The organism is Amycolatopsis cynarae (assembly GCF_026802195.1).
GTDB classification, from domain to species: Bacteria; Actinomycetota; Actinomycetes; order Mycobacteriales; family Pseudonocardiaceae; genus Amycolatopsis_E; species Amycolatopsis_E rhizosphaerae.
Genome location: NZ_CP113836.1, coordinates 5,097,907 through 5,112,241, shown reverse-complemented (window position 1 = coordinate 5,112,241; position 14,335 = coordinate 5,097,907). Strand labels below are relative to the sequence as shown.

Genomic DNA, 14,335 nt, shown 5'->3' with positions numbered 1-14,335 from the left:
ACGATCGCCCGGATTCGTGTGGGCGCGTTGTGCGCTTCCTGTGAGCCCGCTGTGTCTCGCGCCGCCGGTCCCGGGGCACAGGAAGACCCCACCCGGCCCACAGCCACCGCACAGACTGCCGCCGAAAACTGGTTGTCACGCAGGCGAAGCGGACATCCGCCGCGACAGAGAGGAAGACCATGACCACCGAACAACTCCCCACCACACCGTCCCCTTCGGACGATCGCGGGCAGGCGCACTGGGGCGCGCCGCAGGGGCGGCCGGCCCGCTGGTCCACCGGAAGGACGGTGGTGGCCGCCGCGGTCGCGGTCGCGGTCGTGGCCGCCGGTGGCGCCGCCGTCTACGCGGCATCGAGCGGCTCCGGCGGTTCCTCCGGTTCCTCGGCGTCCGGGCAGAACGGGGCCGGCGGCATGATGGGTGGACCCGGCGGCCAGGGCGGCCAGGGCGGGATGGGCGGCCAGTCCGCACTGTCCGGCGCGTTGCACGGCGAGTACACCGTCTCCGGTACCAACGGCACCTACACCACGGAACTGATGCAGACCGGCACGGTCACCGCGGTCGGCTCCACGTCGCTGACCGCGAAGAGCGCGGACGGCTACGTCAGGACCTACACGATCGATGGCAACACCGCGGTCGGGAACAACGCCAACTCCTCCTCCATCGCCACCGGCGACACGGTCACCGTCGTCGCGACGGTGAACGGCGGCACCGCGACGGCCACCAGGGTGACCGAACGGACCGCGGGCCGGAACCAGCAGAACCAGCAGAGGCAGGGCTGAACCATGGGCAAACGTGAAGTCGGGCTGCGCCGTGTCGCGCTGCTCACCGCCGGGATCGCGGTGGTGGGCGTCGCCGGGACCACGCTGGTCGCCTGCACCGTCTCGGGCACGCAGCAGGGTTCGTCGAGCGCGTCCGGTTCCTCCGGCAGTTCGAACAACTCGGTCACTTCACCGTGGGACGGTTCCGGCCACTCCTCGGGCGGAATCGGCATTTCACCAGGATCCGGTGCTGGGCACGGGCGTTCGGGAGGTTCGTGATGACCGCCGCACCCCTGTCCACTGTGGACGAGTTGTTGGCCGGGCCCGGGGTGGCGCAGTGGCCGGTCTGGAGCACGACCGCGCGGATCGTGGTCACCGATCCGGCGGCACTGCCGGGGGCGCGGGCACTGGTGGAAGCCGAACTGGCCGCCGTGGACGCCGCGTGCAGCCGGTTCCGGCCCGATTCCGAACTGGCCAGGGCCGAACGGGCGGGCGAGGCCGAGATCGGCGAGTTGCTGGCCGGACTGGTCGCCGCCGCCTTGGGCGCCGCCCGCCGGACCGGCGGGGACGTCGACCCCACCGTCGGCTCGGCGCTGGCGGAGCTCGGTTACGACCGGGACCTGCCGCTCGTGCCCGCCGGCGGACCCGCGGTGCCGGTCCGGGTGCGGCAGGCACCCGGCTGGCGGCGGGTCCGGCTCGAAGGCCGCCGCCTGAGCGTGCCCGAGGGGGTGCGGCTGGACTTCGGGGCCACCGCGAAGGCCTGGACCGCCGACCGGTGCGCCCGCCTGGTGGCGGACGCGTTCGGCACCGGCGTGCTCGTCGAACTCGGCGGCGACCTCGCCACGGCCGGAACCGCTCCCGAGGGGGACTGGCGGATCGTCGTGCGGGACGCCCCCGGCGACCCGGCCTGCACCGTCACCGTGCCGTCCGGGACCGCGATGGCCACGTCGAGCACGACGAGCCGGACCTGGCGGCGCGGGGAGCGGCTGCTCCACCACGTCCTCGACCCCCGGACCTGCCAGCCCGCGCCGCGGACCTGGCGCAGCGTCACCGTGGCCGCCCCCGCCTGCGTCGACGCGAACACGTGGACCACCGCCGCGCTGGTGCGGGGACGCGAGGCGCCGTCCCTGCTCACCCGAGTCGGCCTCCCGGCGCGGCTCGTCGACGAGACGGGCCGGGTGCACGTCCTCGGCGGGTGGCCCTCATGAGCGCCGTCGGTTCGGAAGCGTTCTGGGACTTCGGCCGGGGCAGCGGTGTGGTGGCCCTGCTGCTGCTGACCACGTCCGTGGTGCTCGGCGTGAGCGCCCGCTCGGGGCGCCCGCTACCCGGGCTGCCGCGGTTCGCCGTGACCGAGGTGCACCGCAACGTCAGCCTGCTGGCGAGTGTGTTCCTGGGCCTGCACGTCGTGCTGCTGCTGTTCGACCCGTACGCGCAGTTGCGGCTGTTCGATCTGGTGCTGCCCTTCGCCGGAAACTACCGGCCGTTCTGGCAGGGGCTGGGGACCGTCGCGCTCGACCTGATGGTGGCGCTGGTGGTGACGAGCCTGCTGCGGCACCGGATCGGCCGTCGAGCGTGGCGCGCCGTGCACTGGGCTTCCTACGGCCTGTGGCCGGTGGCGCTGCTCCACTCCCTCGGCACCGGTACCGACAGTGCCACGCCGTGGTTCCTGGGGGTGAACGCCCTGTGCGTGCTGGCGGTGCTCGGCACGCTCGGGTGGCGGCTGTCCACCCGTTTCCCGAAGCGAAGGGAGGTCCGGGCATGACTGCGGGCATGACCGGGGTGGCGGGGCTGCTGGACGCGGCGGCCGGAGACCTCGAGACCCATTTCCGGCGCTGCGGGCCGGTGCCGTGGGGGCGCCCGGACCTGATCGGCGAGCTGCGCACGGCCGGGCTGACCGGGCGTGGCGGCGGCGGTTTCCCCGTGTGGCGCAAACTCGCCACGGTGGCCCAGGGACGGGCGCCGGTGGTGATTGCCAACGGCGCGGAGGGCGAACCGGCCAGCCACAAGGACGACACGCTGCTGCGGCGCGCGCCGCACCTGGTGCTGGACGGGCTGCAGCTGGCCGCCGAAACGGTCCGGGCGGGGCAGGCGTACCTGTACACCCCGCCCGGTCCGGCGATGGCGTCGGTGAAGGCGGCGCTGGCGGAGCGGGCGGCGCGGCGCTGGGACGCCATCGCGGTGTCCCTGGTGGCGACCCCCGACAGTTTCCTCAGTGGCGAGGAGTCCGCGGTCGTCGCGGCCGTGGAGGGCAGGCCAGCCCGTCCCGGCGACCGTTTCGAACTCACCGCCCGGTCCGGTGTGGACGGTCGGCCCACGCTGGTGCAGAACGTCGAGACGCTGGCCCATCTGGCCCTGATCGCGCGCTACGGACCGTCGTGGTTCCGTGAACGCGGGACGGAGCGGGAGCCGGGGACGATGCTGACCACCCTGAGCGGTTCGGTGCGCGAACCCGGCGTGTACGAGGTGCCGATCGGGACTCCGCTCGGGCACGTGCTGGCCAGGGCGGGCGGTCCGGCTCGGCCGCTGCGCGCGCTGCTCGTCGGCGGCTACCACGGCACCTGGATACCGGCCACCGCGCTGGCGAGCCCGTTCTCGCGGGCCGGTCTTGGTGCGGTCGGCGCGGGTGTGGTCGTCGCGCTCGATACCGGGCAGTGCGGCCTGCGGGCCGCGGCGGGGGTCGCGAACTACCTGGCGCAGCAGAGCGCCCGCCAGTGCGGCCCCTGCCTGAACGGGCTGCCCGCCATCGCCGACGCGATGGCGCGGCTGGCCCAGGGCGGCACACCGGACCTGCCGGACCGGCTGCGCCGGCTGACCGCACTGGTCGAGGGGCGCGGCGCCTGCCACCACCCCGACGGTACGGCGAGATTCGTGCGTAGCGCGCTCGCCGTGTTCGACGACGAGGTGGGCAGGCACCTGCGGGGGGACTGCGTCACCAGGAGGACGCGATGACCGACGATGGTTTGCTGGTCGTCGGGTCCGACCGGGTGCGGGTGTCCCGCAAGACACAGGAGGACGCGATGACCGACGATGGTTTGCTGGTCGTCGGGTCCGACCGGGTGCGGGTGTCCCGCAAGACACAGGAGGACACGATGACCGTGCGCCTGCACATCGACTGGACCGCCTGCGACGGGCGGGGGCTGTGCGCGGAACTGCTGCCGGAAACCCTGGGCAGCGACCCGTGGGGCTATCCGGTGCCGCGCGACGGGACGAAGGAGCCGGTGGTGCCCCCGGCGCTGGCCGAGCACGCCCGGCGGGCGGTCAGGCTCTGCCCGGCGCTGGCGCTGCGCCTGCGGACGGTGCCGGAGGGCCCGGACGGAGGCGGGGGGCTCAGCTGAGCCGGAACTGCTCGCGGTGGACGGTGGTGGCGGGCACGTGGTGTTCGGCCAGTAGCGCGCGGACCGGGTCGGCGAGCTCCGGGGGTGCGGAGACGAACCACTCGTCGACCTTCGCCGGATGCAGCCGTCCGGCCAGCAGTGACCGCAGCCGGGCCCCGTCCAGCGCTCCGGCGTGGTAGTGCTCGTAGGAGATCGCCAGCGCGGTGCCGATGCTGTCGAAGGGCCGCGCCGAGCGGACGGGGTGGAGGTCGGGGTCGCGTTCGTCGGTGCGGAAGTGCAGTACCCGCAGCCGCCCTTCGAAGGTGCGGGCGAGCCGGCTCAGATCGTCCGAGAACAGGGTGTCCGCGCCGCTGCGGTTGACGTAGAGCAGCGTGGCGCGGCAGCGCGGCGCGGCGGTGAGCGCGTGGGAGAGCATCGGCAGCAGCGGCGCGATGCCGATCCCGGCCGCGATCGCCACGAAGTGCCGGGCCTCCCGCGGGTGCGGGGCGAGCGTGAAATCGCCCGCCGGGGGCAGGACGTCGAGGCGGGCTCCTGGTGCCAGTTCCGTCGTGGCGTAGGTGGACAGCCGCCCGCCCTTGAGCCGTTTGATCGCCACCCTGAGTTCGGCTTCCTCGGGGCGGGAGCAGATCGCGTAGGCCCGCCGGACCGGCTCGCCGTCGAGTTCGGTGCGCAGGACGACGTGCTGGCCGGGGACGAACCGGAACTCCGGCCGCAGTGCGGCGGGGATGCGGAACCCGACCAGCACGGCCCGGTCGGTCAGCGGGCGCACGGTGCTCACCGTCAGGCTCCGGAACTCCGCCTCCGGGGCGGGCCGGGGCGAGGGGACCGCCGGCGCCGGTGGTTCCGGTTCCGGTCCGGTCCGCCAGGCGCGCCGGTACCGGTGGAAGGGCAGGTTCGGATGCCGGGTGTGCACCGTCTGGTAGCTGCGGGCCCTGTCGGGCAGGCGGCTCGGCAGCCAGTCGAACCACCACCCGGCCACCGCCAGTGCGAGCCGCTGCGGCAGCAGGTAGACCAGCAGCAGTTCGCCGCCGTGGCCGGTGCCGATCACGGCCGCGAGGGTGCCGGGCAGCAGCACCAGCATCGCCAGCGCCTCGGCGACCTCGGCCTGGGGGCGGTCGGCGCTGCGCCGCATGTAGGCGTAGACGTGCCAGAGGTCGGCGGTCATCCACCGCAGCGGCAGCTGCCAGCGCGGGCCGTGCAGGTTCCACGGGGTCAGGTGGGCACCGCTGCGCCGCCGGTGCTGTTCGCGGTGCAGGAACCGGGCCGAGGGGAAGGCGCCGACCGCGGACACGAACGGCATCGCGATCCGGCCGAGCACGTCGTTGACCCCGCCGAGCCGTCCGGCCGTGTGGTGGGCGCATTCGTGCAGCACGACGAACAGCGCGACCATCGCGGCCACGTGCAGGGGGAGGGTGAGCCACGGCGGGGCGAGCCCTTCGAGGGCGAGCCAGGTGGCCCCGGCGCCGAGCCCGAGTGCCGCGAGGAACAGCAGCAGGGTGGGGAGTGCCATGGCGGGGACGCGCACCAGTGCCGGGGCCGGTGCGGTCGGTGTGGTTGTCGCCGTCACGGGCCGTTCACACCTCACCTCGGTTGCCGCCGATCCTGCGGGCAACAGCCTCCTCCGAAAGGGGGACGCGCTGCGTCAAGAAGGTAGACAACCAGGGGGCAAATGTAAACTCCGCCCGCGTCTCGGCGCGGCGAGTAGGCCCAGCCCGGGGCTGTCAAGTCGCTGGCCTAGACTCGGTCTTCGGGCACCCCTGTGCCCGTGGTACCCCGGTACCATCACCAACCCCTGTACGGCTCGAGGAGAACACGTTGAAGAGCACCGTCGAGCAGCTCAGCCCGACGCGAGTCAAGATCAATGTCGAGGTGCCGTTCGACGAACTCAAACCGAACTTCGACCGCGCCTACCGCAAGATCGCCCAGCAGGTGCGCATCCCGGGCTTCCGTCCCGGCAAGGTGCCCGCTCGCGTCCTGGAAAGCCGGATCGGCCGCGCGCCGGTGCTCGATGAGGTCGTCAACGAGGCCATTCCGGCCAAGTACATGGAGGCGGTGCGGGCAGGCGAGGTCCGCACGCTCGGGCAGCCGGACTTCGAGGTGACCCGGCTCGAGGACCGCGAGGTGCTCGAGTTCAGCGCCGAGGTGGACGTCCGCCCCGAGATCACGCTGCCGGATCTCGAGGGTCTTGCCGTCACCGTCGACGAGGTCGAGGTGACCGACGAGGAGGTCGCCGCCGAGCTCGACCAGCTGCGGGCCCGGTTCGGCACCCTGACCGGCGTCGACCGCGCGGCGGAGAACGGCGACTTCGTCTCCATCGACCTGTCGGCCACCGTGGACGGCGAGGAGGTCGAGGAGGCCGCCACCACCGGCCTGTCCTACGAGATCGGCTCCGGCCAGCTCGTCGACGGCATCGACGAGGCGATCATCGGTGCGAACGCCGGCGAGACCAAGACCTTCACCACGAAGCTGGTCGCGGGCCAGTACGCGGGCCGGGACGCCGAGGTCGCGGTCACCGTGCAGTCCATCAAGCAGCGCGAACTGCCCGAGGCCGACGACGAGTTCGCCCAGCTCGCCAGCGAGTTCGACACCCTCGACGAGCTCCGGTCCGACCTGCGTGAGCGGCTCGCCAGGATGAAGAAGGTGCAGCAGGGCGTGCAGGCCCGGGACAAGATCCTGGAGACCCTGCTGGAGCAGGTCGAGGTGCCGCTGCCGGAGAAGGTCGTCGAGGCCGAGGTGGAAAGCCGCAAGCACGACGCCGTGCACGACCTCGACCACAGCGAGGAAGCGCTGGCCAAGGTGCTGGAGGCCGAGGGCAGGACCCTCGAGCAGTTCAACGAGGAGGTGCGGGCCGAGTCGGAGAAGGCGGTGCGCACCCAGCTGCTGCTGGACACCCTCGCCGACGCGGAGCAGGTCAGCGTCAACGACGCCGAGCTCACCGAGCGGATCCTCTACCAGGCCCAGCGCTTCGGCATCAGCCCAGACGAGTACGTCCAGCGCGCCCAGCAGTCCGGGCAGCTCTCCGCGATCTTCGCGGACGTGCGGCGCGGCAAGGCGCTGGCTTCGATCGTGCGCAAGGCGGCCGTGACCGACGCCTCGGGCGCCGAGGTCGATCTGGACGAGCTGTTCGGTCCCACCGAAGAGGTCACCGAGGTCGCTGAGGCCACCGAGGTCGCTGAGGCCGCCGACACCGAGGCCGCGGAAGCCGCGGAGGCTCAGGCGCCGGGAGAGTCTTCGGACGAAAAGTGAAGCTCTGAGCGAACTTGGGCGGTGTCAGGACTTCTGCGCCGCCCAAGTTCGTTAGGGTCGGTTACAAGATCTGAACGTGAAGGAAGTCCACAGTGGAGCTCTCCCGTCCGGGGGAGCACCACAGCGGCGAAAAGGCAGGCAGACGTGACCCAGTACAAGCCCGAGGCGCGGACCAGCACCGCGGGGCTCAACCTGACCGACTCGGTGTACGAGCGGCTGCTCCAGGAGCGCATCGTCGTCCTGGGTTCCGAGGTCAACGACGAGGTCGCGAACCGGATCACGGCGCAGCTGCTGCTGCTGTCGGCGGAGGACTCGGAGTCCGACATCCGGTTCTACATCAACTCGCCCGGCGGCTCGGTCACCGCGGGCTTCGCCATCTACGACACGATGCAGCTGATCGAGCCGGACGTGGCGACGTACGCGATGGGCCTGGCGGCGTCGATGGGGCAGTTCCTGCTCTCCTCGGGCACCCCCGGCAAGCGTTACTCGCTGCCGCACGCCCGCATCCTGATGCACCAGCCCTCGGCCGGTGTCGGCGGTACCGCCTCCGACATCGCCATCCAGGCCGAGGTGTTCGGCAAGTGGAAGCAGGAACTGGCGCGCATCACCGCCGAGCAGACCGGCCAGAGCGTCGAGCAGATCATCCGCGACGGCGACCGGGACCGCTGGTTCACCGCCGAGGAAGCCAAGACCTACGGCTTCGTCGACCACGTCCTCACCCGGGAAAACCAGCTCCCCTCGGCCAACGGCCACCGCTGACCGGGCGCGCAGGTAGGAGAAACCCATGAGCAACTATCAGCTTCCGCAGTCCCGGTACATCCTGCCCTCGTACGTCGAGCGCACGAGCTACGGGATGAAGGAGTCCAACCCGTACAACAAGCTCTACGAAGAGCGGCAGATCATGCTCGGCGTGCAGGTGGACGACGCGTCGGCCAACGACGTGATGGCCCAGCTGCTGCACCTCGAGCACGAGGACCCGGACCGCGACATCGTGATGTACATCAACTCGCCCGGTGGTTCGTTCACCGCGCTGATGGCCATCTACGACACCATGCAGTACGTCCAGCCCGACATCCAGACCGTCGTGCTGGGACAGGCCGCTTCGGCGGCCGCGGTGCTGCTCGCGGCGGGCACGAAGGGCAAGCGTCTCGCCCTGCCCAACGCCAGGGTGCTGATCCACCAGCCGGCCACCGAGGGCACCTACGGGCAGGTCTCGGACCTGGAGATCCAGGCCAACGAGATCCAGCGCGTGCGGCGCCAGATGGAGACCGTGCTGGCCAAGCACACGAACAAGACCGCCGACGAGGTCCGGCAGGACATCGAACGCGACAAGATCCTCACGGCCGAACAGGCCAAGGAATACGGCATTATCGACGAGGTGTTGTCCTACCGCAAGGCCTCGGCGCGCTGACGCTCCCGCGGACAGCGCACCTCGGCTCCGGGCGCGTGTCGGTCACCCGGACACGCGCCCGGAGCGGGGTATTCTGCGGCGCCTGACGGCTCGCGGGGAGGCGGCGGCGAGGACCTTCGCCCGCCGCGCAGGGGCGGTGGGCACGCAGGGGTGGCCGGGTGCGCCCCATCGCCCGATGGTTCTCCCGCCGGGCGGCTCGGGCGGGTACCGTCAGAGACGAGCACGAATTCCGCCTCGATCGGCGGGAAGTGCAGGAACACAACCAGGTACGCCGGCCCGGCGTGCCGGAGGGGACAGGTCAACGGTCATGGCACGGATCGGCGACGGCGGGGACCTGCTGAAGTGTTCTTTCTGCGGGAAGAGCCAGAAACAGGTGAAGAAGCTCATCGCCGGGCCCGGCGTCTACATCTGCGATGAGTGCATCGACCTGTGTAACGAGATCATCGAAGAGGAACTGGCCGAGGCCGGTGAGGTGAAGCTCGACGAGCTGCCGAAACCGCTGGACATCCACGAGTTCCTCGACCAGTACATCATCGGCCAGGACGACGCCAAGCGAACCCTCGCGGTCGCGGTCTACAACCACTACAAGCGGATCCAGTCCGGCGACAAGAGCGGCCCGAAGGACTCCAAGGAGGAGCCGGTCGAGCTGGCCAAGTCGAACATCCTGCTGCTGGGCCCGACCGGCTGTGGCAAGACCTACCTCGCCCAGACGCTGGCGAAGATGCTCAACGTGCCCTTCGCGATCGCCGACGCCACGGCGCTCACCGAGGCGGGCTATGTCGGCGAAGACGTCGAGAACATCCTGCTCAAGCTGATCCAGGCGGCCGACTACGACGTCAAGCGTGCCGAGACCGGCATCATCTACATCGACGAGGTCGACAAGATCGCCCGCAAGTCGGAGAACCCGTCGATCACGCGCGACGTGTCCGGCGAGGGGGTGCAGCAGGCCCTGCTGAAGATCCTGGAAGGCACCACCGCGAGCGTGCCGCCGCAGGGCGGGCGCAAGCACCCGCACCAGGAGTTCATCCAGATCGACACGACGAACGTGCTGTTCATCGTGGCCGGGGCGTTCGCGGGCCTGGAAAAGATCATCAACGACCGGATCGGCAAGCGCGGCATCGGCTTCGGCGCCGACATCCGCACCCGGGCCGAGATCGAAGAGAGCGACGTCTTCAGCGAGACCATGCCCGAGGACCTGATCAAGTTCGGGCTGATCCCGGAGTTCATCGGCCGGCTGCCGATCGTGGCGAACGTGACCCATCTCGACAAGCCGTCGCTGGTGCAGATCCTCACCCGGCCCCGCAACGCGCTGGTCAAGCAGTACAAGAAGCTCTTCGAGATGGACAACGTCGAGCTGGAGTTCACCAAGACCGCGCTGGAGGCGATCGCCGATCAGGCGGTGCTGCGGGGCACCGGCGCGCGCGGGCTGAGGGCCATCATGGAGGAGGTGCTTCAGCCGGTGATGTACGACATCCCGAGCCGCACCGACGTCGCCAAGGTGGTCATCACGGAGCAGACGGTGCGGGAGAACGTCAACCCGACCATCGTCTCGCGCCAGCCGTCCCGCCGCCGCAACACCGAGCGGGGCGAGAAGACCGCCTGACGGTCGTCGGCGTTCACCCGAACGTGGCTGTGTTGTGCGCCCTGTCGGAGTACGGGAAGCGCCGGGCTCGATAAGCTGACCGAATGAGTGTCGAGGGGGCGGGATCCCGGGCGGATGCCGGTGACGGCGTGGCCGAACCGGGAGAGGCCGGCGTGGACCAGGTGGTCCCGGAGGGCCGCGGCGATGTGCGCGGGTTCAGCGATCTCGCGTACCAGGTCATCACGCCGTACCTGAGCCATCCGGTCCTGCACCGTTCGGTCCGGATCGTGCTGTGGGTGCTGGGCGGGGTTTGCCTGGTCGCAACCGGGGTGCGCCTGTCGCCGCTTCCGCTGCTGCCGCTGCCGCTGTTCGGCTTCGCCTACTACGCGCTGCACCGGGTCCGGGCCGCGGGCAGTGAAGACCGGCCCCTGCTGGTCTGGTCGGTCCTCCTGCTCGCCGCCGCCGTGGTCGGGTTCTGGGTGCTGTCCGTCGCCGCTCGCTGGGTTTCCGGGTCCTGAAGATCCGCCTTCAGGCGGCGGGCACGTTCCTGCCGAGGAAGCCGATGACCGAGGGCACCACGGTGCGGTTGAACGTGTCCCCGTGCCGGCCCCGGGCGGTGTAGGCGATCGCGGGGTGGGTCGCCGCGATGAACTGGCGGGCCCCCGCGATGAAGGGGTCCTCGGTGCCGCACCAGAGGCCGGTGGGGATGCTGCGGGTCGCGTCGAGGTGCTTGAGCGGGTCCAGGGCCGCCCAGTCCGCCGCGTCGTGGAACGCACCGCGCTTGGCCATCTCGTCCCAGGACAGGATGAGCGCGGGGGCCAGCAGGGCGAGGGCACGCAGCGGCTGGGCGCGCTCCGCCCGGCGACGCGCGTACAGCAGGGCACCGAATCCGCCCATGGACATGCCGGTGCACGCGAAGGGCTGCCCGCCCGGCCCGCCGAGGCGCCGGCGGCTCAGCCACTGGGGGACCTCCTCCAGCAGCATCCGCATCGGGTCGTCGCCGGGCCGGTTCGCGTGCCAGTAGTCGTCGCCGCCGTCCACCGCGACCAGGCCGAACGGTGCCACCGCGTGCCGGGCGACCTGACTGCTCAGTTCGGCGAGTGTGCCGGTGGGCGCGGCGTTGCGGGCCCGGCCGTGCAGGCCGTGCAGCAGCAGCGAGACCGGCAGGTTCGCCGGGGGGTTCCTGGACGGCAGCAGGGTCACCAGGTCGACCTCGCGGTTGCGGGCGGCCGAAAACACGCGTTCCACTTTCGCGACGCCGGGCTGGCTGACCGGCGTGGTCGAGGCGACCCCGAGCGCGCGCTGGACGGCCGTGGTCAGCGGCATGTTACCGGTGGCGGTGCCGATGCTGAAGGCGGTGATCCCCAGTCCCGAGGCGCCCCCGATCAGCAGCGAGCGCCGGGAGATCCGGCGGCGCTTCCCCGGCCCGGTCCCGGCCACGGCCTCGTTCACCGGCCCATTAGAGCGCATGCCAGCGTGAGGCGACAAACACGCCCACTCAGGAGGCTGCCGCGGCCTCAAGCACTCGTTGCTCCCCGGTGTAGAGGTTCATGCTGCTGCCGCGCAGGAAACCGATCAGCGTCATGCCGTTCTCCTCGGCGAGCTCGACGGCCAGCGAGGACGGCGCCGATACCGCCGCCAGCAAGGGGATTCCCGCCATCGCGGCCTTCTGCACGAGTTCGAAGGACGCCCTCCCGGACACCAGAAGCCCCACTTCGCCCAGCGGTACCCGGTGTTCCAGCAGTGCCCAGCCGAGCACCTTGTCCACCGCGTTGTGCCGTCCGACGTCCTCCCGGACGGCCAGCAGCGAGCCGTCGGCGCGGAACAGTCCGGCCGCGTGCAGGCCGCCGGTGCTGGCGAACACGCGCTGCCGTTCGCGCAACGCGTCGGGCAGTGCGGAGAGCACCTCCGGTGTGACGGAGAACCCGGCCGCGCCGGGCGGGAACCGGGTCTTGAGCTTGACCGCGTCCAGCGCGGCCTTGCCGCAGACCCCGCAGGAGGAGGTGGTGTAGAAGTTGCGTTCCACGCCGGTCTCCGGCGGCGCGACCCCCTCGGCCAAGGTCAGGTCCAGCACGTTGTAGGTGTTGCGTCCCTGGTCGTCGACGCCGTCGCAGTAGCGCGCCGCGTAAACGTCCTCCGGCGCACCGATGACCCCTTCGGACAGCAGGAAACCGTGCGCGAGTTCGACGTCGTGGCCCGGTGTGCGCATGGTCACGGCAAGCGCTTTCCCGCCCACCCGGATCTCCAGTGGTTCCTCCGCCGCGAGCGAATCCGGCCGCCGCCGTGCTCCGGTGGCGGACAGCGTGCGCACCGGCCGCCGTACGGTTACTCGGCCCATGTCCGTCTCTCCTGCCGAATCTGCCCGAAAAGTCCACAATTAGTTAGTGCGTCGCAACACTTTGCGTATTAGATTGCACACGGCCGTCCGTGCACTTCACCCGATCGTGTGGTGTCGGACGCCGAACGGGGCGTGGACACCGCGCCCGCACCCACCACCAGCGTAGGGGAGCGTCGCCTTGACCGTCACCTTCCTCGACCGTTCCCGCACGGTCGCCCCCGCCGATTGGAGTCGCTGGCTCATCCCGCCCGCGGCACTGTCGGTTCACCTGGCGATCGGCCAGGCCTACGCCTGGAGTGTGTTCAAGCCCCCCTTGGAAAAGGCGCTCGGGCTCAGCGGTACCCAGAGCGCCCTGCCGTTCCAGCTCGGCATCGTGATGCTCGGCCTGTCCGCGGCCTTCGGCGGGACCCTGGTGGAGCGCAAGGGGCCGCGCTGGGCGATGTTCGTGTCGATGACGTGCTTTTCCACCGGTTTCCTGATCTCCGCGCTGGGTGCTGCCACCTCCCAGTACTGGCTGGTGGTGGTGGGCTACGGGCTCATCGGCGGAGTCGGGCTCGGTATCGGCTACATCTCGCCGGTGTCCACGCTGATGAAGTGGTTCCCGGACCGGCCGGGGATGGCCACCGGAATCGCGATCATGGGCTTCGGCGGCGGGGCATTGATCGCTTCGCCGTGGTCGAGCCAGATGCTGCAGAGCTTCGGCGCCAGCACCGGTGGCATCGCGAGTGCCTTCCTGGTCCACGGGATCGTCTACGCGGTGTTCATGTCGCTGGGGGTGCTGCTGATCCGCGTGCCCGCGCCGGACTGGCGTCCCCGGGGGTGGACCGCGACCACGCCCGCCGGCAGGTCGCTGGTGACCGCGGCGAACGTGTCCGCGGCCAACGCGATCAAGACCCCGCAGTTCTGGTGCCTTTGGGTGGTGCTGGTCTGCAACGTCACCGCGGGCATCGGCATCCTGGAGAAGGCCGCGCCGATGATCGGCGACTTCTTCAAGCAGACCTCCACCCCGGTGGGCACGGCGGCCGCCGCCGGTTTCGTGGCCCTGCTGTCGCTGACCAACATGCTCGGCCGGTTCGCCTGGTCGTCCACTTCGGACATCGTGGGGCGCAAGAACATCTACCGCCTCTACCTCGGTGCGGGCGCCCTGCTGTACCTGCTGATCGCGGTGGCGGGCAACTCGTCGAAACTGCTGTTCATCCTGAGCGCGATGCTGATCCTTTCCTTCTACGGGGCGGGTTTCGCCACCGCGCCCGCCTATCTGAAGGACCTGTTCGGCACCTTCGAGGTCGGGGCGATCCACGGCCGCCTGCTCACCGCGTGGTCGGTGGCCGGGGTGCTCGGGCCGCTGATCGTCAACGCGATCGCGGACAGCCAGAAGCACGCCGGCAAGCAGGGGCCGGACCTCTACACCACGTCGTTCTACATCATGATCGCGCTGCTGGTCGTCGGGTTCATCGCCAACGAGCTGGTGCGACCGGTCAAGGAGCGCTACCACGAGCCGGTGGCCGAGCGCGGAAAGGAAACGGTATGAACGAGGGCCGTCGTTCCTGGCTGCTCGCCCTGGCCTGGCTGTGGGTGGGGTTGCCCTTCGCCTACGGGGTCTACGAACTGATCCTCAAGGTGGTCCAGCTCTTCGGGAAGTGATCGGGTCCGCCGAGACGCCCC

General features: G+C 70.8%; 16 protein-coding genes. 13 read left to right on the top strand and 3 right to left on the bottom strand.

Annotation, left to right across the window (positions count from 1 at the left end; translation table 11 throughout):
• Positions 1–179: 179 nt before the first annotated feature.
• The 6 genes from ORV05_RS24430 to ORV05_RS24405 are packed head-to-tail and all read left to right on the top strand — an operon-like array spanning position 180 to position 4,093.
• The gene (locus ORV05_RS24430) at positions 180–779 is read left to right on the top strand and encodes a hypothetical protein (RefSeq protein WP_268754349.1); all 600 of its coding nucleotides are present in this window, start codon (positions 180–182) and stop codon (positions 777–779) included.
• 3 nt (positions 780–782) lie between these two features.
• A complete protein-coding gene (locus ORV05_RS24425) occupies positions 783–1,037 on the top strand; it encodes a hypothetical protein (RefSeq protein WP_268754348.1) in 255 nt (84 codons plus the stop codon).
• Positions 1,037–1,966: an FAD:protein FMN transferase gene (locus ORV05_RS24420; protein WP_268754347.1), complete on the top strand. Its 930-nt coding sequence runs from the start codon at positions 1,037–1,039 to the stop codon at positions 1,964–1,966. The genes ORV05_RS24425 and ORV05_RS24420 overlap by 1 nt, the downstream gene beginning before the upstream one ends.
• The gene (locus tag ORV05_RS24415; protein WP_268754346.1) at positions 1,963–2,520 is read left to right on the top strand and encodes a ferric reductase-like transmembrane domain-containing protein; all 558 of its coding nucleotides are present in this window, start codon (positions 1,963–1,965) and stop codon (positions 2,518–2,520) included. Before ORV05_RS24420 ends, ORV05_RS24415 begins: the two co-directional genes overlap by 4 nt.
• Complete coding sequence (locus ORV05_RS24410) at positions 2,517–3,707, top strand: NADH-ubiquinone oxidoreductase-F iron-sulfur binding region domain-containing protein (RefSeq protein ID WP_268754345.1); 1,191 nt, start codon at positions 2,517–2,519, stop codon at positions 3,705–3,707. Before ORV05_RS24415 ends, ORV05_RS24410 begins: the two co-directional genes overlap by 4 nt.
• Positions 3,704–4,093, top strand: coding sequence for a ferredoxin (locus ORV05_RS24405; protein WP_268754344.1), 390 nt, complete (start codon positions 3,704–3,706; stop codon positions 4,091–4,093). Before ORV05_RS24410 ends, ORV05_RS24405 begins: the two co-directional genes overlap by 4 nt.
• On the opposite strand, the gene ORV05_RS24400 is transcribed toward ORV05_RS24405, so the two are convergent.
• Complete coding sequence (locus ORV05_RS24400) at positions 4,086–5,660, bottom strand: FAD-binding oxidoreductase (RefSeq protein ID WP_268754343.1); 1,575 nt, start codon at positions 5,658–5,660, stop codon at positions 4,086–4,088. The two genes, ORV05_RS24405 and ORV05_RS24400, sit on opposite strands and share 8 nt — an antisense overlap.
• A 248-nt stretch (positions 5,661–5,908) precedes the next feature.
• Between ORV05_RS24400 and tig the strand changes: the two genes are divergently transcribed.
• The 5 genes from tig to ORV05_RS24375 all read left to right on the top strand — a co-directional run bounded on the left by tig (position 5,909) and on the right by ORV05_RS24375 (position 10,850).
• Positions 5,909–7,339 (top strand): trigger factor, encoded by a 1,431-nt coding sequence (gene tig, locus ORV05_RS24395; RefSeq protein WP_268754342.1) that lies wholly within the window; start codon positions 5,909–5,911, stop codon positions 7,337–7,339.
• A 144-nt stretch (positions 7,340–7,483) separates the two neighbouring features.
• On the top strand, positions 7,484–8,098 hold the full coding sequence (locus ORV05_RS24390; protein WP_144587389.1) for a ClpP family protease: 615 nt from the start codon (positions 7,484–7,486) through the stop codon (positions 8,096–8,098).
• Between the two features lie 25 nt (positions 8,099–8,123).
• A complete protein-coding gene (locus ORV05_RS24385) occupies positions 8,124–8,750 on the top strand; it encodes an ATP-dependent Clp protease proteolytic subunit (RefSeq protein ID WP_144587390.1) in 627 nt (208 codons plus the stop codon).
• A gap of 307 nt (positions 8,751–9,057) precedes the next feature.
• The gene (gene clpX / locus ORV05_RS24380; RefSeq protein WP_144587391.1) at positions 9,058–10,353 is read left to right on the top strand and encodes an ATP-dependent Clp protease ATP-binding subunit ClpX; all 1,296 of its coding nucleotides are present in this window, start codon (positions 9,058–9,060) and stop codon (positions 10,351–10,353) included.
• An 83-nt stretch (positions 10,354–10,436) separates the two neighbouring features.
• Positions 10,437–10,850 (top strand): hypothetical protein, encoded by a 414-nt coding sequence (locus tag ORV05_RS24375; protein ID WP_268754341.1) that lies wholly within the window; start codon positions 10,437–10,439, stop codon positions 10,848–10,850.
• Positions 10,851–10,860: 10 nt separating this feature from the next.
• On the opposite strand, the gene ORV05_RS24370 is transcribed toward ORV05_RS24375, so the two are convergent.
• Both ORV05_RS24370 and fdhD read right to left on the bottom strand, forming a co-directional pair.
• Positions 10,861–11,802, bottom strand: coding sequence for an alpha/beta hydrolase (locus ORV05_RS24370; protein WP_268754340.1), 942 nt, complete (start codon positions 11,800–11,802; stop codon positions 10,861–10,863).
• A 28-nt stretch (positions 11,803–11,830) separates the two neighbouring features.
• On the bottom strand, positions 11,831–12,670 hold the full coding sequence (fdhD, locus tag ORV05_RS24365) for a formate dehydrogenase accessory sulfurtransferase FdhD (RefSeq protein ID WP_268754339.1): 840 nt from the start codon (positions 12,668–12,670) through the stop codon (positions 11,831–11,833).
• Between the two features lie 178 nt (positions 12,671–12,848).
• Here fdhD and ORV05_RS24360 point away from each other — a divergent pair, with 178 nt between their 5' ends.
• Positions 12,849–14,201, top strand: coding sequence for an OFA family MFS transporter (locus ORV05_RS24360; RefSeq protein ID WP_268754338.1), 1,353 nt, complete (start codon positions 12,849–12,851; stop codon positions 14,199–14,201).
• Entirely contained in the window at positions 14,198–14,314 is a 117-nt protein-coding gene (locus tag ORV05_RS36585) for an MFS transporter small subunit (protein WP_425458439.1), read from the top strand. The genes ORV05_RS24360 and ORV05_RS36585 overlap by 4 nt, the downstream gene beginning before the upstream one ends.
• Positions 14,315–14,335 lie beyond the last annotated feature (21 nt).